Below are 22,771 nucleotides of genomic sequence, written 5' to 3'. Positions count from 1 at the left end.
CGATGTTGCGACACGGCGCGGCGATCTCCGCCGCCGCGTTCCTTACTAAAGACTTCCTCCCTCACGCCGATAAACACCGATCAAAGCCATCATCAGAACAGGGCCAGAAAGGTGCAGAGAGGCGCCAACGATTTCCTCGGGACCATCGGCGAGAACGTCGCCAGGAACCTGCCGTACATCGAACATGCACGCCGTTTCGATGGGCTCGGTCTCGCTCCGCTCGGCGTGCTCATCGCGGCATGCGGCACGTTCTTCGTGCCGCTGCCGTGGAACGTGCTGCTCGCCGCGCTCGTCTTCGCCGCGACGATCATCGTGCATCGCATGCAGGCGACGAATCGTCAGATCTTCGTCGCGCGGCAAGTCGCGCATGGGCTGCTTTCCATCGCCGAGGACTGCCTCAAGCTGCTCTCGCTCGAAGGCCGCATCATGTGCATTTCCGATGTCGGCAGGCGTCTCATCGAAGCGGATTGCGCCGAAGAGCTCGTCGGCATCGACTGGCTCGCGCTCTGGGACGGTCCCGATGCGCGGCAGGCCTTCGAGCGCGCGAAAGCGGGTGAATCGACGTCGTTTTCCGGCACCTGCCGCACGATGACCGGCAAGCTGAAATGGTGGACATCGACGTTTGCGCCGGTCTACGGCGAGCATGGCAAGGTCACGGCCGTGCTGTGCAAATCGCGCGACATCACCGCGGAAGTGAATCTCATCGACGAACTGCGCGGCAACGCGCGGGTGCAGAAGGACATGGAAGATCACGTCGATGCCGTCTTCTGGACCGCGACGCGCGATTTCCGCGAGCTGCTGCACGTGAGTTCCGCGTTCGAACGCATGTGGGAAATGCCGATGTCCGCGCTCGAAGCCGATCAGACCGCGTGGTCGCAGCGCGTGCATCCCGACGATCTGCCCGCGCTGCGCGACGAAATGCGCACGGCGCTGAACACGGGCGCCGCGACGCAGAGCTATTTCCGTCTGTGCCTGCCGCACGACCGCACGCGCTGGGTTCGCGCGGATATCTATCCGGTGACCGAGGACGGCGTGGTGTCGCGCGTCGTGAGCGTGTGCGTCGATGCCACCGACGAGCGCCAGCGTCTGCAGGAACTGCATCGGCTCGCGAACACCGACAGCCTCACCGGCCTCGCCAACCGCAACGCGATGATGGACGCGCTCCTGAAACGCTGCGAAGCGGGCGCGCCGTTCGCGTATCTCTTCATCGATATCGATCGCTTCAAGTCGATCAACGACACGGCGGGCCATATCGCCGGCGATGCCGTGTTGCGCACGATCGCGCGGCGCATCCAGGAGACGCTGCCCGAGGGCGCCGTGGCCGCGCGACCGGGCGGCGACGAGTTCACGGTGATCCTGCCGGGCGTCTTCGAACAGGAAAGCATCGCGCGCGCGTGCCGCAAGCTCTCGCTCGCCTGCCATCGTCCGATCAAGATCGAATGCAAGAGCCTGACGATGACCTGCTCGATCGGCGTCGCGCTCTATCCGGAGCACGGACGCACGCCCGAAGCGCTCTTCATCAGCGCCGACATGGCGATGTACGCCGCGAAGCGCGCGGGCCGCAACACGTTCCGCGTGTTCGGCGATCGCGAGAAGGACGATCTCGCGCGCGCGCATCTCGAAGCCGAACTGCACGGCGCGATCCGCGAAAATCAGTTCGTGCTGCATTATCAGCCGCAGTATCGCGTGGATTCGGGCGAGCTCGTCGGGGTCGAGGCGCTCTTGCGCTGGGATCATCCGCAACTCGGGCTGCTCGCGCCCGGCGCGTTCGTGCCGGTGCTGGAAGAGAGCGCGCTCATCGTCGAAGCGGGGCACTGGGTCATCCGCGAGGCCGTGCTGGCCGCGTCGCAACTCGCGCTCGCGCTGCCGCAAGCGTGTTCGGTGGCGCTCAACGTGTCGCCGAAACAGTTCCGCGATCCGCGCCTCGTCTCCGTGCTCAGGCACGCGATCCGGCGCGGCTGCATCGATTCGAACCGCATCACGCTGGAGATCACCGAATCCGCGCTGATCGACAACGTGGACGACGCGCAGGAAGTGCTTTCGAACGTGCGCGCGATGGGCGTGCGCATCGCCATCGACGATTTCGGCACGGGCTATTCGAGCCTCAGCTACTTCGCGCGCTTCCGGCCGGACGTGCTGAAGCTCGACAAATCCTTCGTCGACAACATCGCGACGGACGCGATGGTGCGCACGGTCGTCGAAGGCGTGATCGATCTCGCGCACAAGCTCGGCGTGACGGTGGTCGCGGAAGGCGTCGAGACACAGGAGCAACTCGATACGCTGCGCGAAATGAACTGCGACAAGGTGCAGGGCTTCCTGCTCAGCCGTCCCGTGCCGCTCGCGAATCTGATGGCGCAGGCCGGCGCGGAAGAAGCCGCGGCGCTGCGCTGACACCGGCGTTATCATCGCGACACTCGCGCATGCGAGCCGGAGACCACCGATGAACACTTCATCCTTACGCGTTTCGCTGGCCGTGCTCGGCTTTTCGATCAGCACGCTCGCGCTCGCCGATGCCGCGCCGCCGTGTCCGGGCGCGAACGACGCGAACGCAGGCAAGCTGGTTCAGGTTCGCGATTTCACGCCGGTCAGCAAGGAAGGCGGCTCGTCGCGTTTTCTCGGCTCGCGGCTGCGTTCCGCGCGCAACACGATGAAGGTGGATCAGAACGCATCGGCGCTGGCCGAAGGCATCGTCAGCAAGCTCGCCGCGAAGGGCATCGGCGCGTGTCACATGACGGCGGATTCGCCGCCGCCGACTTCGGGCTGGCTCGTGACCGGCGAATTCGACGAAACGCTGACGTCTGGATTCGGCTCCGCGCTGCCGTCGATGGGTTCGTCGGACAAGAAGCCCAACACGCATGTCACCGTGCAGCTCGCCAATCTCGCCGCGAGCCCGGATGCGCCGCTCACGCAGATCGATACGAGCAGCGAGCTGAAGGGGCAGAAATCGGCGGCGGCGCCCAAGCCCTACGGCGCGGCGGCGCGCTTCGTGATCAACACGGCCGAATCCATCTCCTCGCTCGACGATCTCGCGGCAAAGATCGCGGATCAGATCGCGACGGAGAAGGCGAAGCTCGACGCCACGCCGCAGTAACGCGAATCACAGCGCAAGAACTGGAGTGCCGGCGCGCGCCGCATCCGTGACGATGAGCTATCTCATCCCGTCACGGAGCCACGTCGATGCGCTTCCCCGCTTCCTTCCAACGCCTCGCCTGGTCGAACCTGCTCGCGCAATCGGCGGAGCAGATCGGCCTTGCCGCCGCGCCGCTCGCCGCCGTGTTCGCGCTCGGCGCGTCGGCGGTCGATATCGGTCTGTTGCAGAGTGCGCAGACGCTGCCGTTTCTGCTGCTGTCGATTCCACTCGGCGTGATCGCGGATCGCCGCTCGCGCCGCACGTTGATGGCGACGGCCGAATGCGCCCGCGCGCTCGCGATGGCGTGCGTGCTGCTGCTCGTGTTCACGCACGCATTGACGCTGCCGCTGCTCGCGCTGCTGGGCTTTCTCGGCGCGACGGGCACGGTCGCCTACAACGTCGCCGCGCCCGCGCTCGTACCGGCGCTGGTCGAGCGCGCCGCGCTGCCCGCCGCGAACGGGCGTATCGAGCTGGCGCGCAGCGTCGCGTATTCGGCGGGGCCGGCGCTGGGCGGGCTGATCGTCGGATGGGTCGGCGCGGGCTGGGCCTATGGTTGCGCGGCGGGCTTGTCGGCGGCGGCGGCGATGCTGCTCGCGGGATTGCGCGAACCGCCGCGCCACAACGCCGCCGCGCGTCATTTCCTGATCGAATTGCGCGAAGGCGCGCGTTTCGTCGGCCGCGATGCGCTGCTGCGCCCGATGCTCGCCACCGCCGTGTTCTTCAACATCGGCTTCTTCACGTTGCAATCGGTTTATGTGCCGTATGCGGTGCAGCGGCTCGGCCTGAGCGCGTCGGCGGTGGGCGTGACGCTCGGCGCGTATGGCGTCGGCATGGTGTGCGGCGCGCTCGCGGCGCCGGCCGTGGCGCGGCGCATTGCGTTCGGGCGCATGCTGCTCGTCGGGCCGTTTTGCGGGCTGGCCGCATCGCTCGTGATGGTCGGAACGCTCGCGGTGCCGTCGTTCTGGCTCGCGGCATCGAGCTTCTTCCTGCTGGGCGCGGGGCCGATTTTGTGGACGGTCGGCTCGACGACGCTGCGCCAGGCCATCACGCCCGCGAACATGATGGGCCGCGTCTCGGCGCTCAACAGCACGGCGACTTACGGCGCGCGTCCGCTGGGCGCGCTGCTCGGCGCGGCGATCAGCGCGCGCTTCGGCATGGGGCCGTGCCTCGTCGCGGCGGCGGCGGGCTTCGTCGTGCAGGCGTGGATCATCGCGGTTTCGCCGGCGGCGCGTCTTTCCGAAGTGCCCGAGGGCGCGCTCGTCTGACGCCCGCCGTGGGCGGATGAGCGAACATCGGCATCCGCCTGAGAATCCAGTCGAGCAGTTCCTGCGGTCCCGCCGCGAGCGGACGGCCGGTCTTCACGAGCAGCTTCGCCTGCGCGCTTTCGAATAGCGGATGCGCGATCGGGATCGTCGTCAGCTCGCCGCTCGCCAGTTCCCGATACGCGGCGAACTCGCCGATCAGCGTCATGAAATTCTCCGCGGCGACGAAGCGCTTCAGCGCGCCGAGCGAGTTCGTCGTGAGCGTCGGGCGGATCGCGAGGTTGTCGGTCGTCTCCAGCATCTTCACGACATGGCCGATGCCGAAACTGGGCGGCATCAGCGCGAGCGGATAGTCGAGCAGATCGCGAATGCGCGCGACGCCGCCGCGCTGCGCGAGCGGATGATCGCGGCGCGCGAGCAGCACGACCGGCTGCGGCGAGCTCGCGCGACTCTCGATGCGCTCGTGCGGCGGCGGATTGTACGCCAGGCCGATATGCGCGCGGCTTTGCACGACTTCCTCCAGCAGATCGTCGACGGCGAGCATCTGCATGTCGATTTCGAGGCGCGGATAACGCGCGCAGAACGGCGCGAGCACGTCGTCGACGAGCGTATCGACATAACCCTCGCTCACCGCGAGCCGGATCTGGCCTTGCTGCAATCCCTTCAACGCGTGCAACTGGTCTTCGAGCTTCTCCTGCTGCGAGCGATAGCCACGCCAGAATTCGAGCAGATGAAACGCCGCCTCGGTCGGCCGCACGCCGCGCGGCTCGCGCTCGAAGAGCCTCGTTTCGAGTTCGTCTTCGAGCAATTTGATTTGCCGCGCGATCACCGACGGCGACGTATTCAGATGATCCGCCGCCCCGCGAATCGTGCCGTGCGACAGCACTTCATGAAAGTAACGCAGGCGCTGTTGATTGATCTCGCGCATCGTCATCGGCTCCGTGTTGCTCACAGAGCAACGATACGTGAACTTAGTTGCTCTTGCCAGCACAGTCGCACGCGCTCAACATCGCCTTACCCGATGGGGGAGACAAACCAGGAGACGCGGATGTCGACGATACAGACCCTGCGAGGCGGCGATGCCGTTTCGGCGCTCTACAGCAGAATCAACTGGCGGCTCCTGCCGCTGCTCATCGCGTGCTACATGTTCGCGTATCTGGACCGCGTGAACGTGGGCTTCGCGAAACTTCAGATGCAAAGCGATCTCGGCTTCTCCGATGCAGCGTACGGCGTCGGCGCCGGGATCTTTTTCATCGGCTACGTGCTGTTCGAAATTCCGAGCAACCTGATGCTGCCGAAGATCGGCGCGCGCCGCACGTTCAGCCGCATTCTCGTGCTGTGGGGCATCACCTCGGCGTGCATGCTCTTCGTGCGCAACGTGCCCGCGTTCTACGCGATGCGCTTCCTGCTCGGCGTCTTCGAAGCGGGCTTCGCGCCGGGCATGATCTATTACCTCTCGTGCTGGTACGGACCGAAGCGCATGGCGCGCGCGATCGCGCTCGTGTTCGTCGCGGGGCCGCTCGGCGGCGTCGTCGGCGGGCCGCTCTCGGCGTGGCTGATCTCGTCGCTGGCGGGCGTCGGCGGACTGGCCGGCTGGCAGTGGATGTTTCTCGTCGAAGGCCTGCCGTGCATCGCGCTGGGTGCGCTCGTGTGGCGCGTGCTCGCCAATCGTCCCGCCGATGCGCGCTGGCTCACGCAAGACGAGCGGCGTCTCGTCGAGGCGGAAGTCGGCGGTCATGGCGGCGCGTCGCATCGTATCGATTCGTTCAGGGAAATCGCGAAGAATCCGCGCATCTATCTGCTGGCGATCGCGTACTTCTGCATCATCTTCCCGATCTACGCGATCAGCTTCTGGCTGCCGACGCTCATCAAGGAGCAAGGCGTGAGCGACACGATGCATCTCGGCTGGTATGCCGCGATTCCCTATGTCGCCGCCGCGATCGCGATGTATGCGGCAGCACGACGCTCCGACAAGGTCGGCGAGCGCCGCTATCACAGCGCGCTGCCCGCGCTCGCCGCCGCCGCGCTGCTGGTGATGACGCCGTATGCATCGGGCAATCTTGTGGTCACGCTCACGCTGCTCACGCTCGCCACGGCCTGTATGTGGATGGCCTACACGGTCTTCTGGGCGATTCCGTCCGAAACGATTTCCGGCCCGGCCGCGGCGGGCGGCATCGCGCTCATCAACACGATCGGCCTGTCGGGCGGCTTCTGGGGCCCGGCGATGATCGGCTGGGTGAAGTCGGCGACCGGCAGCACGAACGGCGGCCTCGTCGTGATGGCGTGCATGGCGGCGCTCTCATGCGTGCTGATTCTCTCGAACAGGCGCACGGTCGCAGCGGCCGAGGCGCGCACCGCCTGAACATCAACCGACACTCTCAAGGACAACGATCATGAAGATTTTGATCGCAGGATTCCAGCACGAAACGAACACCTTTGCGCCGACGAAGGCGAGCTATCAGAGCTTCATCCAAGGTGAAGGATTTCCGCCGATGGCCCACGGCGACGATGTACTGAAGCTGCGCGACGTGAACGTGCCGATCGGCGGTTTCATTCAGTGGGCCGAGGCAGAGGGGCACGAACTGATTCCGGTGATCTGGGCGGGCGCGAGCGCATCGGCGCATGTGACGGAAGATGCGTACGAGCGCATCGCGGGCGCGATCGTCGATCGTATTCGCGCGGGCGGCTTCGATGCGATCTATCTCGATCTGCACGGCGCGATGGTCACCGAGCATCTCGACGACGGCGAAGGCGAGTTGCTGGCGCGCGTGCGCGGCATCGTCGGCGATGACATGCCGCTCGTCGTGTCGCTCGATCTTCATGCGAACGTCACCGCGCGCATGGTCGAACTCGCGGATGCGCTCGTCGCGTATCGCACGTATCCGCACGTCGATATGGCGGAAACCGGCCTGCGCGCGGCGCATCTCCTGGCAAAGCGAATCGGACATGCCGGGCCGTTCAAGCGCGCGATGCGTCGCGTCCCGTTTCTGATTCCGGTGAACGGCATGTGCACGCTCGTCGAGCCGGCGCGCGGCATGTACGGCACGCTCGAATCGCTCGAAAAGGATGATGTCGTGTCGCTCTCGTTCGCGCCGGGCTTTCCCGCGTCGGACTTCGACGAATGCGGCCCGGTGTTCTGGGGCTACGCGCTCGATCAGCAAGCCGCCGACGCAGCCGTCGATACGCTCTACACGACGCTCGTGAACGACGAAGCCCGCTGGGACGTGCCGTTTCTTTCGCCCGACGAAGCCGCGCGCGAAGCGATCGATGCGAGCCGCGACGCGACGAAGCCCGTGATCATCGCGGATACGCAGGACAACCCCGGCGTCGGCGGCGACTCGAACACGATGGGCATGGTCCGCGCGCTGTTGCGCAACGACGCGCGCGACGCGGCTGTTGGCGTGATCTGGGACGAGCACGCCGCACGGGCTGCGCATCGCGCGGGCGTCGGCGCGCGTATCGCGCTCGCGCTCGGCGGCGGCTCGAACGTGCCGGGCGACGCGCCGCTTGAAGGCGAGTTCGAAGTCGAGTATCTGTCGGATGGGCGCTTTCGCTTCGATGGCCCGATGCTCAACGGCATGTCGGGCGAACTCGGCCCGACCGCGTGCCTGCGCATCGGCGGCGTGCGCATCGCGGTGAGCAGCATCAAGATGCAGGTGTTCGACCGCAATCTCTTTCGCGTCGCGGGCATCGAGCCGGAACGCATGAAGATTCTGGTGAACAAGAGCTCGGTGCATTTTCGCGCCGATTTCGAACCGATCGCGGCGCGCATACTCGTCGCGAAGTCGCCCGGTCCGATGGCCGCCGATCCCGCCGATCTGCCGTGGCGCAATCTCGATGCGCGCATGCGCGTGCGCCCGCTCGGACCGACGCTTGCCGCGTTGCGCGCATCGGCCGCATGATCGATCGCGCTCATTTCCGCTCATTGAGTACGTCGAAGAAAGGAGAATCCCATCATGCCGGATGATCAGATCAACACATGGCGCCGCCGTTTTCTCGGCACGACGATCGCGAGCGTCGGCGTCATGCAGCTCGGGTTGAGCGACCTCGTTCATGCCCAGACCGCCGCACCCGCGAAGCCGGCTGCCGGCTTTGCCCAGATCCGCCAGATCGATGCGGGCGCGCTCAACGTCGGCTATGCGGAAGCGGGCCCGGCGAACGGTCCCGTGGTGATCCTCGTGCACGGCTGGCCGTACGACACCTACAGCTTCGCCGACGTCACGCAGTTGCTCGCCGCGCAGGGTTATCGCGTGATCGTGCCGTATCTGCGCGGCTACGGATCGACGCGTTTTCTCTCCGCCGACACGCCGCGCAACGGCCAGCAAGCGGTGATCGCGGTGGACATCATTGCGCTGATGGACGCGCTGAAGATCCAGCAGGCGACGTTCGGCGCGTTCGACTGGGGCGCGCGCACCGCGAATATCATCGCGGCGCTGTGGCCCGAGCGCGTCAAGGCGATGGTCTCCGTGAGCGGTTATCTGATCGGCAGTCAGCAGGCGAATCGCGCGCCGCTGCCGCCGAAGGCCGAGTTCGCGTGGTGGTATCAGTTCTACTTCGCGACGGAGCGCGGCCAGGCGGGTTACGAAGCGAACCGTCACGATTTCAACAAGCTCATCTGGCAACTCGCATCGCCGAAATGGAAATTCGATGACGCGACCTATGACCGCTCGGCGAAATCGTTCGAGAATCCCGATCACGTCGCGGTGGTGATTCACAACTATCGCTGGCGTCTCGGGCTCGTGCAGGGCGAGGCGCAATACGACGCGCTGGAGCAGCGTCTCGCGACCGCGCCGACCATCGGCGTGCCGACGATCACGATGGAAGGCGACGCCAACGGCGCACCGCATCCCGATCCGTCGGCGTATGCGAAGAAGTTCACCGGCAAGTACAAGCATCGGAATGTCGCGGGCGGCATCGGCCACAATCTGCCGCAGGAAGCGCCCAAGGCTTTCGCGGATGCGGTGATCGAAGCCGACCGGATGTGAGCGCGGCGGCGCGCTTCTGACTGTGCGGGCGGGCGCGGCGCGCCCGCCGCGACCTCGAATCGAACCCTCTCACGCTTTCAGGCAATAAACCAAACAATTACATCAGCCTGTCAAACGCATTTCACATTCATTTCCTAAAGTAGCGCGTCAACCGGCGCATCAGGCCGCAATGGCCTGAAGCAGGGACTTTCATCGCCGGTACACAACCCACAATCAAGGACTTGAAACCACCCATGGCGCAGCGACTCGACCTTTCCCGCCGCAAAGCCCTCAAGATTCTCGCCGGCGCGCCGATGCTGCCGCTCGGCGGCGCGGCCACCGCTTCGCTGCTCGCCACCGCATGCGGCGGCAGCGACAGCAACGCAGCCACGCCCGCGACCGCACCCGCGCCGACAGCCGCCTTCACCACGGCGACGTTCACCGGCATGGCCGCGCCGACGCTCGCCGATCCCAGCGCGATGGCAAAGACCACGGTTGCCTCGACGATGACCGTGAACTTCAGCGACGGCAGCAACCGCGCGTACAAGCTCGCGTATCAGCCGTTCTTCATGACGGGCGATGTCGTGCCGAACACGACCGGCGGGACGATCGTCGCGGGCGGCTACTTCGATATCGCCAATCAGCCGATCATCGACCGCTCGACGCCGGGCAAGGAACGCCAGTTCTTCTCGGATTGCCCGGACGGCACGTCGCTCATCAAAATCGACAATCCGACGGTGAAGGGCGTGAAGGGCAACGCCGTGTTCGCGGTCGTGCAGTTCGAATACACGACGCGCGATCAGAGCGCGGCCAGCATGTACGGCCGCCTGCCGTCGCCGATCGCCGTGCTCACGCTCGATCAGGAGCCGGCAACCGGCAAGCTCTCGCTCGTGAGCTACGCGAACGTCGATACGTCGAAGGCGAACGGCCTGTGGATCACGTGCGGCGCGAGCCTGTCGCCGTGGAACACGCATCTGTCGAGCGAAGAGTACGAGCCGGATGCGGCGATTTCATCGACGGATGCGCAGCTCAAGGCCTATAGCAAGAACCTCTACGGCGACGAAACGAAAGCGCGTCCGTATCACTACGGCCATGTGCCGGAAGTGACCGTGCATCCCGACGGCACCGGCACGATCAGGAAGCACTATTGCCTCGGCCGCATCTCGCACGAACTGATTCAGGTGCTCCCCGACAAGCGCACCGTGATGATGGGCGACGACGCCACCAACGGCGGCGTCTTCATGTTCGTCGCCGACAAGGAGGCCGATCTTTCCGCGGGCACGCTGTACGTCGCGAAGTGCGCGCAGACGTCGTCGGCGGGCGCGGGTTCGGCCACGCTCACCTGGCTCAACCTCGGTCACGCAACGAGCGACGAGATCGAGAATCTCGCCAACACGCTGACCATCACCGACATCATGGACGTCGTCAACGACGAAAAGGTCGGCCCGACGCTGGACGCGAGCTACACGCGCATCCACTTCGGCGGCAAGTTCAACTGGATTCGCATCAAGCCTGGCATGGAAAAGGCGGCCGCGTTCCTGGAGACGCACCGCTACGCCGCGCTGCGCGGCGCGAGCATGTGCTTCACGAAGCTCGAAGGCACGACGGTCAACGCGAAGGACAAGATCGTCTATTCGGCGATGTCGCAGATCGTCAAGTCGATGGTGAAGGGCGACGCACATTCGACGGACATCGCCGTCGATCGCGCCATCACCGCCGGCGCCGTCTACGCGTTCAACCTGAAGGGCGCCCAGCGCGATCTCGGCGGCGCCGCCATCGACAGCGAATGGGTGCCGGTCGATATGGCCGCGCCCGCTGCGCTCGTCGGCGAGGATATTTCGTCCGATACGCTCGGCAATCTCGCGAACCCGGAGCGCGTCGCGAATCCGGACAACGTCAAGTTCTCGGAGAAGCTGCGCACGCTTTTCATCGGCGAAGACAGCGGCGCGCACGTCAACAATTTCCTATGGGCGTACAACGTCGATACGAAAACGCTGTCGCGGATTCTGTCCGCGCCTTCGGGAGCGGAATCGACGGGCCTGCACGCGGTCGACGAGATCAACGGCTGGACCTACATCATGAGCAACTTCCAGCATGCGGGCGACTGGGAAGCGGCGCTGCACGGCAAGGTTCAGGCGACGCTCGATCCGCTTATCCGCGCGAACTACAAGGATCGCTTCGGCGCGGCGGTCGGTTATCTGACCGCCGATCCGGCGTCGATCAAGCTGAGCTGATAAAAAGCAAACGCCGCGATCGGTGATCGCGGCGTCGTTTTGGCCGAGCGAAAGCGCGCGGGCGCGCGCTTCGCGTGAAATCAGCAGCGCTGATCGCAGTCGATATATTCGAAGCCCGCCGCGATCGCGAAGCGGATCGCTTCTTCCACGTTGGGAAACTCGCCCGGCAGGCGCACGGAACGCTCCATTCCGTTCAAATCCTGGATGCGCGCCGTCGCGGCAAACACATTGCCCTGCCGAACCGCTGCCGGCGTGACCATCATGTCCCTGTAGCTGAAGACCATTCTCTCTCTGCCCGATGTTGTCGGCCCGCGCAGTGCGGCTGCGGGATACTCGTCTTAAATGTCGAAAGGCCCGAACGATCGTCCGGCACCTTCTGTTACAGGTTATCGGCACGGGTAAACGTTTCTTTACGGGGAGCGTTCAAGACTCGCTGGAGGAAGGCCTCGAACCGCTGACCTGTTGTCCGGGGAACGGCGCGAACGCCCGGCCGCAATCGACCGGCGCGGCGCTCGCCGGGCCCGCGGCGGCGCGCGTGACGCTCACGCCGCCGCCCGGCGCGAAGGGCAGCGACGTGCCGCCATCGCCGATGCTGACGAGCGCATCCGCGACCGTGAAGCTCGACGGCGCGACATCGGCGACGACGTTATTCAGCGAGATCGTCAACGGATTGACGACGGGCGGATTCGGCCCGCCGGCCGCACCCTGCAAAACCGGACTCGCGGAATTGAAGCCCTGAAACGTATAACCGGACGCATCGACGATGCGCACGCCATCGAGCGCGATATTCTGGAAGCTCGGATAAAGCGCGCCGTTCTTCGTCGCGCTGTAGTACGGCGAGAAGATCAGCGCTTGCGGCGCACCGTCCGACGACGACTGCGGCATGCGGATGCACACGTTCGAATAACGGATGTTCGACACCAGCCCGCCGCGGCTCCAGTCCGACTTGATGCGAAGACCGTTGTCGGCGCCATCGATCACGAGATCGTAGACGTTGACATTGCTCAGGCTCGGCAGGACGCCGTTCACCGGCGTGACGTCCGGATTCGCCGCGCCGTTGTCCGTGCCCGCCGTCTCGCTGCCGATCGACATGCCGTGCCCGGAATAGAAGCGGCTATGCGCGACGGTGATGTCGTACGTGCGGCCGTTTGTCGTGCCGGTGCCGCCCTTGATCGCCATGTTGTCGTCGCCGGTGCGGATAGACGTGTACGCGATCAGCATGTTGCTCGCATCGCCCGTCAGCTTGCCCGGATTGCCGGGATTGCTCGTGATCGGGCCGGAGCTGCCGGGATCGATGCCGTCGGTGTTCTTCGCCGTCTCCGGGCTATAGGGCATGCCGAGATAGTTTGTCATCGCTTCATAGGCGGCGGTCGGCGTGTAGATCTTGACGCCCCACGCCGTGAAACCTTCGACGCCGCTCGGCACGACGTGAAACTTGGGCGCGTTCTGCAGCGTCACGCGATACAGCGTGAAATTGCGGCCATTGCTGATCTGGATGAGGCGCGGATTGTTCTGCGCCTGGTTCAGCACCTTGTTCGCCATCCAGCCGATATCCCACCAGCTCATCGTGCCGTTGCCGTCGGGGCGCTTCATCAGATTCGGATCGTTGGCGACGCTGCTGATCAGCGGACTGCCGCCGCGTCCATCGATGACGCCATCGCCGACCACCGCGCCGTTCGCGATCTTGCTTGCGTTGATGAGCGCGAGACAGCCGTTGTCGCTCAGCGTGATGATGCCGCAACTCGCGGTGCCCTTGACCTTGTCGTACTGGCGCGGATCGCGCGAGGCGAACAGCGTGACGCCCGTGTCGATCCAGAGCGTCACGCCGCCGGGCAGATTCAGCGCTCCGGCGATGAACGCGTTCGCGCCGTTCGGGCCGGTCACGAGCCGCACGGCCTTGTTGGTCGCGAGACCGGTGCTCGATGGGTTCCTGCACGCGTCGAGCGCCGTCTGGATGCGCGCGGTGTCCGGGGCCGTGTCGGCGGCGTCGGCGCTATCGGGCAGAAGGCCGTTCGCCTGCGCGGTCAGCGCGGCGGGCAAGGTCGCGCAGATCTGCGGCGCGAGCGGCAGCGCAGGTTCGGGCGGCAACGCGGGATCGTAGGTCGTCGTACCGACCGGAAATCCCGAGGGCGCTTCGGACTTCTGTACCGAGGCGGGTGATGCATCGGTGCCGTCGCCGCAAGCGTTGAGCGTCAACGCGATCGAAGCGGCGGTGAGCCAGGCGACGCCGGCCCGGGCCAGCGCGGAAAGAGCGGGGTTCTTGTTCAATTAGTCAGCCTCTTGAAAGCGATCGAATCATCGATGTCGTATGACATCGTTCGAATATTAGGCATCCGAATGAAAATGCCGATACTTGGTGTTCGCCCTTAAGCCATTTCGACAACCGATGCGGCACTGATTTTTGCCGACTTCATCGGATGGTGCTAAGGTGCAGCCAATCGTTTTCTCTCAACCGGGCAGGGCCAACATGGAGTTCAGTCGGCCATGAAAGTTCGTCTCTGGAAAGCGGCAGGCCTTCTTCTCGTCACCTCGGGCGCATGGGCGCAAACGACCGTCACGATGTACGGGCGCATCGATGGCGGCATCGAATATCTGAATCACATCGCGAACGGCACGGGCGGCAGCGCCTCGCGATGGAGCGCCGAGGGCGGCGACTGGGGCACCAGCATGTGGGGCCTCAAGGGCAACGAAGATCTCGGCGCGGGCCTGAGCGCGGTCTTCGATCTCGAAACGGCCATCCAGATCATGAACGGCACCACCGGCGGCGGACGCCTGTGGTCGCGCCGCGCCTATGTCGGACTGAACTCGAAGACGTGGGGCCAGTTGCAGGCGGGCCGCAACCTCTTCATCGACAGCGACGGCGTGTGGGAATTCGATCCCTTCGTGCAGCAGGCGGTGTCGTCGGCGTCGCTCGTGCGCGGGCGCAACTGGCAGCAGACGAGCAATAACGTCGAGTACCACAGCCCCGTGTTTCATGGCTTCGACGTGCAGGGTCAATATGCGTTCGGCAATCAGGCGGGCGCGTTCAATTCGGGCGCGCAGGGCGAGTTCGGCCGCTCAGAAGGCATCATGCTGACTTATCATTCGCCGGTGCTCGACGTGCGCGGCATCTACGACGAACTGCGCAGCCAGGACGGCAAGCTCGACAACATTTTTCAGGCGTCGCGCGAGTACTTCGTCGGCGCGAACCTGAAGGTGGACAAGTGGAAGGTGCAGGCCGCCTACACGCATTACGCCGCGCCGGATTCTCCCGCGGGCGTGGCCGACAGCGCCGATCACTACTGGCTCGGCGCGACGTATCAGGCCACGCCCGCCTGGGCCGTCACCGCGGCGGGCTTCTATATTCACGTGGGGCAGGGCGCGGGCGATGCGGCGCACGATCCCGCGAGCCACGCGATGCTCTACGCGCTCGGCACGACCTACAACTTCAGCAAGCGCACCTTCCTGTACGGCACGGTGGCATACGTGCGCAACAGCGCGAACGGCACGTTCTCGGTCTTCGCGACGCCGCGCGACGCCGAACCCAGTACGAGTCCGATAGCAGGCGAGTCGCAGACAGGCGCGTACATCGGGATGATGCACGTCTTTTGAAGCACATTGCGCCGATTACGCCCGCGCCTGCTTCAGCCAGTCCGCGAGCGCGATGCTGCCACGGCGCGCAACGCCGGTCGGCACGAGCGAGTCCTCGACGATCGTGCCGCCGAAGTACGTCGCTTTCGGATCGACGACGATCTCGCGCGCATCGCCCCGCGCCTTCAGATACTGGCCGACGATCCGATGCAGCGGCGCACGCTCCGGCCCCGCGATATCGACGATGCCATTCGACGGCGCAGCGAGCGCGACATCGGCGACGACGGCCGCGACGTCATCCGCCGCGATCGGCTGGAACTGTCCTGTCGAGAGATGCACGCGGCCGTCCTGCGTGCCCGCATCGGCGATGCCGCCGAGGAACTCCATGAACTGCGTCGCGCGAATGATGGAATACGGCACGCCCGATTCCGCGATCAACTGCTCCTGTGCGACCTTCGCGCGGAAATAGCCGTTGTCCGGCATGCGGTCCGTGCCGACGACCGACAGCGCGACATGATGCTGCACGCCCGCTGCGGCTTCGGCCTTCACGAGATTCGTGGTGGACGTGCGGAAGAACGCCATCACGTCGTCGGGCGCCCATGAAGGCGCGTTGGATACATCGATCACGACTTGCGCGCCGCGAAGCGCTTCATTCAATCCTGCGCCGGTCACCGAATCCACGCCGTTGCGCGGCGACGCGGCGATCGCCTCGTGACCCTTCGCACGCAGAATCGCGACGGTTTTCGCGCCGATCAAACCCGAACCGCCAATGACGACGATCTTCATGATGCACCTCTCGGTCAAGTGAAAGTGAAGTCATTGTGTGACAATGATGGCTTAGCAGAAAGGGACAAGAATCATCGATTGGACTAGTCCATGCCGCAAACCAGAAATGCACTGACGATAGCAATCGACCGGCAGGAAGCATCGCCGATTTATCTGCAGATTTGCGAGCGCTTCAAGGCCGCTATCGCGGCGGGTCATCTGAAGCCGGGAGATCGGGTGCCCGCGTTGCGCGGCCTCGCGACGCAACTGAATACGGCGCGCGGCACGATCGAGATGGCCTATAACATTCTCGTCGATGAAGGCTACTTGCAGATGCGCGGCGCGGCGGGCACGTTCGTGTCGTCGTCACTGCCGGGCGCGGTTACGCGGTCCGCCACGCGCAAGAGCCGCGATCGCGCGGATGCGCCGCGCGCGAGACGCGTCGAGCCCGCCGCCGACATCGGCAACGATGCGAAGCCCTTGCGCCCCGGCCTGCCCGCGCTCGATGCGTTTCCGCGCAAGGTATGGAGCCGGCTCGTCGCGTACCGGGCGCGCAGCGGGGATCTCGCCGCACTCACGTATCCCGACCCTTCCGGTTATCGCCCGTTGCGCGAGCGCATCGCGACGTATCTCGGCCTGTCGCGCGGCGTGGAGTGCGTGCCGGAGCAGGTGTTCGTGACGAACGGCTATCGCTCGACGCTCGAACTCATTCTGCGCAGTCTCGCGAAGCCCGAGGACCGCGCGTGGTTCGAAGAGCCGGGCTATCTGCTCGCGCGTAACTTCCTCGTCGAAGCGGGCGTGCGGCTCGTGCCGGTGCCGATCGATCACGAAGGGCTCGACGTCGATGCAGGCATCGCGCTCGATGCCGATGCGCGCTTCGCGTTCGTCACGCCATCGCATCACAGTCCGCTCGGGGTCACGCTGGCCCTTTCCCGACGCATGAAGCTGCTCGACTGGGCGAGCCGTGCGGGAAGCTGGATCGTCGAGGACGATTACGACAGCGAGTTTCGCTATGTCGGCCGTCCGCTGCCCGCGCTGAAAAGCCTCGATCGCGACGATCGCGTGATCTATTGCGGCACGTTCAGCAAGGTGCTGTTTCCGGGCCTGCGTCTCTCTTATGTGGTGGCGCCCGAGCGGGCCGTCGCGCGCTTCGGGCAGCTCACGAAGAGCATGAATGCGGGATCGCCTTATCTGTTGCAGGCGGCGGTGGCGGACTTCATCGCGCAAGGGCATTTCGCGCGGCATCTGAAGCGCATGCGCGCGCTGTACGCCGAGCGGCGCATGCTGCTCGCGAATGCGATTCTGAAGGCGTTCGGCGATGACGTGACCATCGACCTGCCGACCGGCGGCATGCATCTCGTCGCGCTCTTCCGCAAGGGTCGCGCTGGTCCCATCGACGACTTGGCGATGGCCGCACGCGCGCGCGAAGCCGGACTCGCGGTGCTGGCGCTGTCGGCGTGGTATCTGAACGGGCGCACGAAGCATACGTTGCGCGGGATCGTCGTCGGCTTTGCGAATGTCGCCGATGCCGCCGAAGCAACGCGGCTCGCGCGCATGCTTCGACGGGCCTACGACGGTTAGAGCGTGATGGCGCCGTCAGAAGCAAAAAGCGCGTGCCGCGCGATCTCATCGCGCGCGCATTGCAGCGCTTCGGCCACGGCTTCATCGCCGCGCACGAGTCCTTGCAGCAGGAGAAAGTGCAGGCTTCGCAAGCCGATCGAGCCGAGCGCGTAACGCAGATACGGCGTGAGGAAATCCGGCTGGCGCGCGTGCTCGCCGCTATGAAAGCCGCCCGATCCGACGATCACGAACGCGGGCCGGTCGCGCATCAGGCCGACCTTGCCTTCGGGCGTGGCCGCGAATGTGCGGTGAATGCGCAGCACGTAGTCGATCCACAGCTTCAGCGCGGCGGGCACGGTGAAGTTGTGCATCGGCGTGTTGATGATGAGGGCATCCGTGGTTTCGATCTCGCGGACCAGTTGCTCGGATATGTCGAACGCGCTCGTATCCGGATGACGCGACGTGACCGCGCGCGCATAGTCCCGCGTGATGGGTGGCAACGGCTTCGCGGCGAGATCGCGTTCGACGACTTCCAGCCGCGCGGTCTTCTGCAACATCTCGATCATCTCCAGCGCGAGCCGGTAGCCGTTGCTCGCATCGCTGTGCGGGCTTGCGTTGACGAATAGCACTTTCATCGCGCGGCCTCCTTGGCATTGCCGGCGAGCGTCTCGACGAAATGCATGCCCTTCGCGAGCAGGCCGTTGCGATAGTAGAAGCGCTGCGCGAGCGCCATGTGCAGGCCGGTATCGAGCACGAAATGCGCGCAGCGCGAATGAAGCGCGATCTCGCGCACTTTGCCGAGCAATTGCTCGCCGATGCCGCTGCGTTGCAGCCGCGCCGTGACGACGAGATCGTCGAGATAGACGAAACGCCCATACAGCGTGTTCGTTTGCGTTCGATAGCCCGCGAGACCGAGGATCGTGCCATCTTCGTCGCACGCGGCGAGCAGGCGATAACTTTCCTCGCGTTGACGGCGCATTTGCGCGGCGAACGCGTGCGCGTCGGTGAGATGCGGGCGCAGTTCCTTCATGACGTCGAAGGCGCGCGTCCAGTCGTCGGGCGTGTCGAGATGCCGAAAGGCGAGCGAGGTGTCCATGCGTGTTCTCCACGTTGCATGACACCTACGATATCCGCGCGATGACCCAGGCTGAAGGGCCAAGAAACGATCTTTCGACCAGGCCATCCATTTACGCCAGCAGCCGCGCGATCAGGTCTTGCGTCGCTCGCGCGCCGTATTTGCGCAGCAGGCTCGCGCGATGGATATCGACCGTGCGCGGACTGATGTTCAGCTCCTTGCCGATCTCCTTGCTCGTCATGCCGTGAACGAGCAGTGCGGCGACGTCGCGCTCGCGTTCGGTCAACATGCTTGCGTTATCGGATTGCTTCGTGCCCTGCGACAAGTCCGTGAAAGTCCAGACCGCCAGTTCGAAAGGCCGCTTGGGGTTATATCCGAAGCCGCAGACGGTGACCCAGAAATGCGTGCCGTCGATGCGCCGCATGATGCGGTCGTCGCTGAAGAACTCGTGCTTGGCGAGCAGCGGCGCGAGACGGCGGCCGGTGGTGGAAAAGTCCTTGCGCTGCGGATAGAGCTTCGAGAACGATTGATCGATGATGTCGTCGCGTGTCGCCCTGAAGAGCTCCAGCGCTCTCGAATTGCAATCCACCATGACCCGCTCTCTCGCAACGATGACGGCAACGGGCAAATGCCTGAACAAATCCTCGTAGTCGAGTTTTGGCGTCGAGTCGGTCATGTCGGGAAGCTTGCCGCGTCTGGCGAAAAGTTATCGTAACACTGAGGTCCGATAACTTTTCGCACTGTCGACGCCGACGCGAATCAGACGTTCCACACTTCGCCGAATACGCGCAGCCAGTTTTCGCCCATCACCTTCCTGATGCGCGATTCGCTCCAGCCCGCCTTCTCCATCGCGGCGGTGAGATTCGGGAATTCGCCGATCGTGCGGATGCCTTCCGGATTCACGACCTTGCCGAAGTCCGTCAGACGGCGATAGCGGCCCTTGTCGTGCGTGATCCAGTCGAAGAATTCGGTGCTATAGCCTTGCGTGAAGTCCGTGCCGATGCCGACCTTGTCTTCGCCGATCAGATCGATCGTGTACTCGATCGCTTCGAGATAATCCTCGACGGTGGCGTCCGCGCCTCTTCTCAGGAACGGCATGAACATCGTCACGCCGACGAAGCCGTTCGCATCGGCAATCTCTTTCAATTGCTCGTCCGTCTTGTTGCGCGGATGCTCTTTCAAACCTGAAGGGCAGCAGTGCGAGTAAGTGACAGGCTTCTTCGAGCAGGCGATCGCATCGGAGGAAGTCTTCGCGCCGACATGCGAAAGATCCACCATGATGCCGACGCGATTCATCTCCTGAATCACTTCGCGGCCATATCCCGACAAGCCGCCATCGGGTTCATAAGAGCCAGTGCCCACGAGATTCTGCGTGTTGTAGCAAAGCTGAACCACGTTGACGCCGAGTTCCTTGAATACCTCGATATAACCCAGGTTATCCTCGAACGCATACGAGTTCTGAAAGCCGAAGATGATGCCGGTCTTGTTCTCTTTCTTTGCGCGCAGGATGTCGTCGGTCGTGCGCACGAGCGTCAGAATCTCGCTGTACTCGCGGATCTGCTGCTTCATTTCCGCGATGTTATCGATGGTCTTCTGAAAGTCGTCCCACACCGACACGGTGCAGTTGACCGCCGTGACGCCGCCCTTTCTCATGTCCTCGAATACGGAGCGCTCGAACTTCGAGATGTTCAGTCCGTCGATGATGATGCTCGAATCGTGAAGGCTACTCATTGCGTCGATCCTTTCGGTATCGTGGTTGAGCGTGCCGCAGTGCTTGCGCCTGCGCTTGCATGGCCTGCTTCCTCGAGCGCGGTCTTCGATGTCTCGCGCAACGAGAGGCCGCCGATCATCGCGAAGATCGACACGGCGATCAGGTAATACGCCGGCGAGAGGTTCGTTCCCGTCGCGGAGATCAGCCACGTCGCGACGAGCGGCGCGGTGCCGCCGAAGATCGTGTACGCGAGGTTGTAGGTGATGGCCGATGCGGTGTATCGAGTCTTGGTGGCGAATACTTCCGACAGCAGCGGGGCCGTCACGACGCCCGAGAGCACGGCGCCCACGGCGAGCAGCGCGACGCCGACGAGTGAGCGCGACAGTTCGCCCGATCCGCCGAGCGTGAAGGCGGGATAGACCGAGACGATGATGAAGACGCAGGTGCTCGCGATGGTCGCGCGGCGGCCGACGCGGTCGGAGAAAAGACCGGCCAGCGGGCACAGAGCGGCGGCGAAGAAGAGTGCGAGCACGGTCACGAGCAGCGAGGTTCCGCGAGACAAGTGCCCCGCCACCTGCATATAGGTCGCGAAATACGTGGTGAACGTATAGAAGGACAGCGCCGTCACCGAGACGAACGCGCCGAGTCTCAGGATGTTCCCGGACTGCGAATGCAGCGTTTCCATCAAGGGCGCATGAGCGACTTCCTTGTTGCCTTCGAGCGCCTTGAATGCGGGCGTCTCATGCAGATTCACGCGCAGATAGACGCCGATGAGACCGACCGGAGCCGCGATCAGAAACGGGATGCGCCAGCCCCAGTCGACCATCGCCGCGGGCGACAGCGAAGATTCGAGCGCATAAGCGACGACCGCCGCGCACGCGAACGACGAGAACGTCGAAACCGGAACGAAGCTGCCGAAGAACGCGCGCCGGCGGCGCGGCGCATGTTCCATCACATAGGCGCACGCGCCCGCATACTCGCCGCCGGCGGAGAAGCCTTGCACGCAGCGGATGATCGTGAGCAGCAGCGGCGCCCAGTAGCCGATGCTCGCGTAAGTCGGCAGCAGCCCGATCAGCGTCGTGGCGCCCGCCATCATCAGGATGGTGAAAGCGAGGGTTCGCTTGCGGCCGATCCGGTCCCCGACGACGCCGAAGAAGAGGCCGCCCAGCGGCCGGAACGCGAAGGCAACCGCAAACACCGCGAACGTCTTCAGAAGCCCGACCGTCGGGTCGCCGCTCGGAAAGAACTCGCGAGTCAGGATGGTCGCGAGAAATCCATACGCGGCGAAGTCGAACCATTCGACGAAGTTGCCGATGGAAGCCGCGGCTATGACGCGTCTGAGCGTTCTGGTATCGACCTCTTGGGCTGCTTGATTCGGCATGGCGCTTGACCCCTTTCTCTTGTCGGATTCCTTCCGAGTTGAAAAAGAGCGTAAGCGCTCAAATTACTTAGGTCCATACGTGTCAATTACCTAGGTAATCGGTCAGCCGCGCCATCGTCGGCGCGGCCAGACGGTTCACTGCTGGAGCCACGCCTGCACTTTCTCGGGATGCGCATCGACGAACTTCTTCGCCGCCACGTTCCAGTCGTTCGTAGCATTGCCGTCGAGTTCGATCGCTTCGACGTCCGCGAGCGTCAGCTTGAAGTGCCGGACGAAGACGTTGGCGCGAGGGAATTTCTGCGCGAACTGCTTCGACCCGAAACCGTGAATCTGCTCGTCGCCGCCGAGTACGCCTTTGGGATCCTTCAGATAGCGCATCTTGTACTTCTGCCACAGCCAGTGCGGGCTCCAGACCGTCGCGACGATCCAGTTCTTCGCCGGATAAGCACGCGACACAGCCGTCAGCATGCCGGCCTCGCTCGCCCTGACCAGGTTATAACCGGCGAGGTCGTACTCCTTGAGCGCTTTCTCCGAGGCGACCATCTCGCCCGCACCCGGCTCGATGCCCTGAATCGTGCTGTTCAGCTTCGTCTTGACGTCGGGCTTGTTGAGATCGGCGATCGAGGCCACCTCGCTCTCGGGCACGTAGTCGGGAACCGCCCATCCGATCTTCGCCCCCGAGTAGATGGTGCCCAGATCCTCGATGTCGTTCTTGTAGCGAGCGAAGTAAGCCGCGTGCGTGACTGGCAGCCAGGCGCCCAGCATCAGATCCACATCGCCGCGGGCGAGGCCCTGAAACTGAATGCCGATATCCGCGTTGACCAGCGTAACGGGCTGTTGCAGCTTGGTTTCCAGAACGTACTTCGCGGTGTAGACGACCGCCTGGGTATCGGCCCAGTTGGTCAGCGTGATCTTGAGCGGGTCCGCGGAATGCGCGGACATGGCGAACGTGACCGCGGACACGGCGGCGGCAGCCTTCATGACGAAGCGTACGGACAAGGCATTCTTCATTCTACGTTCCTTGTATCGGGTGGGTTTGATGAAGACCGGGTGCGTTAAAGTCTCCTGACGAATACGCATCGCTGCAAGCGACGCCCTCCAGTCGGCAGTATTCGGGCG

General features: G+C 64.4%; 19 protein-coding genes. 9 read left to right on the top strand and 10 right to left on the bottom strand.

Going from position 1 to position 22,771, the window contains the following annotated elements:
• The first annotated feature begins 111 nt into the window (after positions 1 to 111).
• From ACEN42_RS29220 to ACEN42_RS29210, 3 genes are all read left to right on the top strand, one after another.
• Positions 112 to 2,391 (top strand): EAL domain-containing protein, encoded by a 2,280-nt coding sequence (locus tag ACEN42_RS29220; protein WP_371883940.1) that lies wholly within the window; start codon positions 112 to 114, stop codon positions 2,389 to 2,391.
• 49 nt (positions 2,392 to 2,440) lie between these two features.
• Entirely contained in the window at positions 2,441 to 3,091 is a 651-nt protein-coding gene (locus ACEN42_RS29215) for a hypothetical protein (RefSeq protein WP_238288659.1), read from the top strand.
• A gap of 86 nt (positions 3,092 to 3,177) precedes the next feature.
• Positions 3,178 to 4,395, top strand: a complete 1,218-nt coding sequence (locus ACEN42_RS29210; protein ID WP_371883939.1) for an MFS transporter — start codon at positions 3,178 to 3,180, stop codon at positions 4,393 to 4,395.
• Here ACEN42_RS29210 and ACEN42_RS29205 read toward each other — a convergent pair.
• Entirely contained in the window at positions 4,337 to 5,320 is a 984-nt protein-coding gene (locus ACEN42_RS29205; RefSeq protein WP_371883938.1) for a LysR family transcriptional regulator, read from the bottom strand. The genes ACEN42_RS29210 and ACEN42_RS29205 overlap by 59 nt on opposite strands.
• 120 nt (positions 5,321 to 5,440) lie before the next feature.
• Between ACEN42_RS29205 and ACEN42_RS29200 the strand changes: the two genes are divergently transcribed.
• The 4 genes from ACEN42_RS29200 to ACEN42_RS29185 all read left to right on the top strand — a co-directional run bounded on the left by ACEN42_RS29200 (position 5,441) and on the right by ACEN42_RS29185 (position 11,590).
• A complete protein-coding gene (locus ACEN42_RS29200) occupies positions 5,441 to 6,754 on the top strand; it encodes an MFS transporter (RefSeq protein ID WP_371883937.1) in 1,314 nt (437 codons plus the stop codon).
• A 31-nt stretch (positions 6,755 to 6,785) separates the two neighbouring features.
• Positions 6,786 to 8,294, top strand: coding sequence for a M81 family metallopeptidase (locus ACEN42_RS29195; RefSeq protein WP_371883936.1), 1,509 nt, complete (start codon positions 6,786 to 6,788; stop codon positions 8,292 to 8,294).
• Positions 8,295 to 8,348: 54 nt separating this feature from the next.
• Positions 8,349 to 9,377: an alpha/beta fold hydrolase gene (locus ACEN42_RS29190; RefSeq protein WP_371883935.1), complete on the top strand. Its 1,029-nt coding sequence runs from the start codon at positions 8,349 to 8,351 to the stop codon at positions 9,375 to 9,377.
• Between the two features lie 233 nt (positions 9,378 to 9,610).
• Positions 9,611 to 11,590, top strand: a complete 1,980-nt coding sequence (locus ACEN42_RS29185) for a PhoX family phosphatase (RefSeq protein ID WP_371883934.1) — start codon at positions 9,611 to 9,613, stop codon at positions 11,588 to 11,590.
• An 80-nt stretch (positions 11,591 to 11,670) separates the two neighbouring features.
• Here ACEN42_RS29185 and ACEN42_RS29180 read toward each other — a convergent pair whose 3' ends face one another.
• Both ACEN42_RS29180 and ACEN42_RS29175 read right to left on the bottom strand, forming a co-directional pair.
• The gene (locus ACEN42_RS29180) at positions 11,671 to 11,874 is read right to left on the bottom strand and encodes a hypothetical protein (protein ID WP_035501235.1); all 204 of its coding nucleotides are present in this window, start codon (positions 11,872 to 11,874) and stop codon (positions 11,671 to 11,673) included.
• Positions 11,875 to 12,013: 139 nt separating this feature from the next.
• Positions 12,014 to 13,858: a glycoside hydrolase family 28 protein gene (locus ACEN42_RS29175; RefSeq protein ID WP_371883933.1), complete on the bottom strand. Its 1,845-nt coding sequence runs from the start codon at positions 13,856 to 13,858 to the stop codon at positions 12,014 to 12,016.
• 216 nt (positions 13,859 to 14,074) lie between these two features.
• Between ACEN42_RS29175 and ACEN42_RS29170 the strand changes: the two genes are divergently transcribed.
• Positions 14,075 to 15,181, top strand: coding sequence for a porin (locus tag ACEN42_RS29170; RefSeq protein WP_238288667.1), 1,107 nt, complete (start codon positions 14,075 to 14,077; stop codon positions 15,179 to 15,181).
• A gap of 15 nt (positions 15,182 to 15,196) precedes the next feature.
• Here the strand turns inward: ACEN42_RS29170 and ACEN42_RS29165 are convergent, their stop codons facing one another.
• Entirely contained in the window at positions 15,197 to 15,946 is a 750-nt protein-coding gene (locus ACEN42_RS29165; protein ID WP_371883932.1) for an SDR family oxidoreductase, read from the bottom strand.
• A gap of 90 nt (positions 15,947 to 16,036) precedes the next feature.
• Here ACEN42_RS29165 and ACEN42_RS29160 point away from each other — a divergent pair, with 90 nt between their 5' ends.
• Positions 16,037 to 17,506, top strand: coding sequence for a PLP-dependent aminotransferase family protein (locus ACEN42_RS29160; protein ID WP_371883931.1), 1,470 nt, complete (start codon positions 16,037 to 16,039; stop codon positions 17,504 to 17,506).
• Here ACEN42_RS29160 and ACEN42_RS29155 read toward each other — a convergent pair.
• The 6 genes from ACEN42_RS29155 to ACEN42_RS29130 form a co-directional block, all read right to left on the bottom strand.
• Positions 17,503 to 18,120, bottom strand: a complete 618-nt coding sequence (locus ACEN42_RS29155) for an FMN-dependent NADH-azoreductase (RefSeq protein WP_371883930.1) — start codon at positions 18,118 to 18,120, stop codon at positions 17,503 to 17,505. The two genes, ACEN42_RS29160 and ACEN42_RS29155, sit on opposite strands and share 4 nt — an antisense overlap.
• Positions 18,117 to 18,581, bottom strand: a complete 465-nt coding sequence (locus ACEN42_RS29150) for a GNAT family N-acetyltransferase (RefSeq protein ID WP_371883929.1) — start codon at positions 18,579 to 18,581, stop codon at positions 18,117 to 18,119. The genes ACEN42_RS29155 and ACEN42_RS29150 overlap by 4 nt, the downstream gene beginning before the upstream one ends.
• Before the next feature lie 91 nt (positions 18,582 to 18,672).
• Positions 18,673 to 19,236 (bottom strand): LuxR C-terminal-related transcriptional regulator, encoded by a 564-nt coding sequence (locus ACEN42_RS29145; RefSeq protein WP_371883928.1) that lies wholly within the window; start codon positions 19,234 to 19,236, stop codon positions 18,673 to 18,675.
• Between the two features lie 83 nt (positions 19,237 to 19,319).
• Positions 19,320 to 20,291, bottom strand: coding sequence for a dipeptidase (locus tag ACEN42_RS29140; protein WP_371883927.1), 972 nt, complete (start codon positions 20,289 to 20,291; stop codon positions 19,320 to 19,322).
• Entirely contained in the window at positions 20,288 to 21,652 is a 1,365-nt protein-coding gene (locus ACEN42_RS29135; RefSeq protein WP_371883926.1) for an MFS transporter, read from the bottom strand. Before ACEN42_RS29135 ends, ACEN42_RS29140 begins: the two co-directional genes overlap by 4 nt.
• Before the next feature lie 135 nt (positions 21,653 to 21,787).
• A complete protein-coding gene (locus ACEN42_RS29130) occupies positions 21,788 to 22,663 on the bottom strand; it encodes a glycine betaine ABC transporter substrate-binding protein (protein ID WP_187603951.1) in 876 nt (291 codons plus the stop codon).
• Positions 22,664 to 22,771: the final 108 nt, after the last annotated feature.

The organism is Caballeronia sp. S22 (assembly GCF_964261745.1).
Taxonomy (GTDB): Bacteria; Pseudomonadota; Gammaproteobacteria; order Burkholderiales; family Burkholderiaceae; genus Caballeronia; species Caballeronia jiangsuensis.
This window is presented reverse-complemented; position numbering and strand designations above follow the sequence as displayed.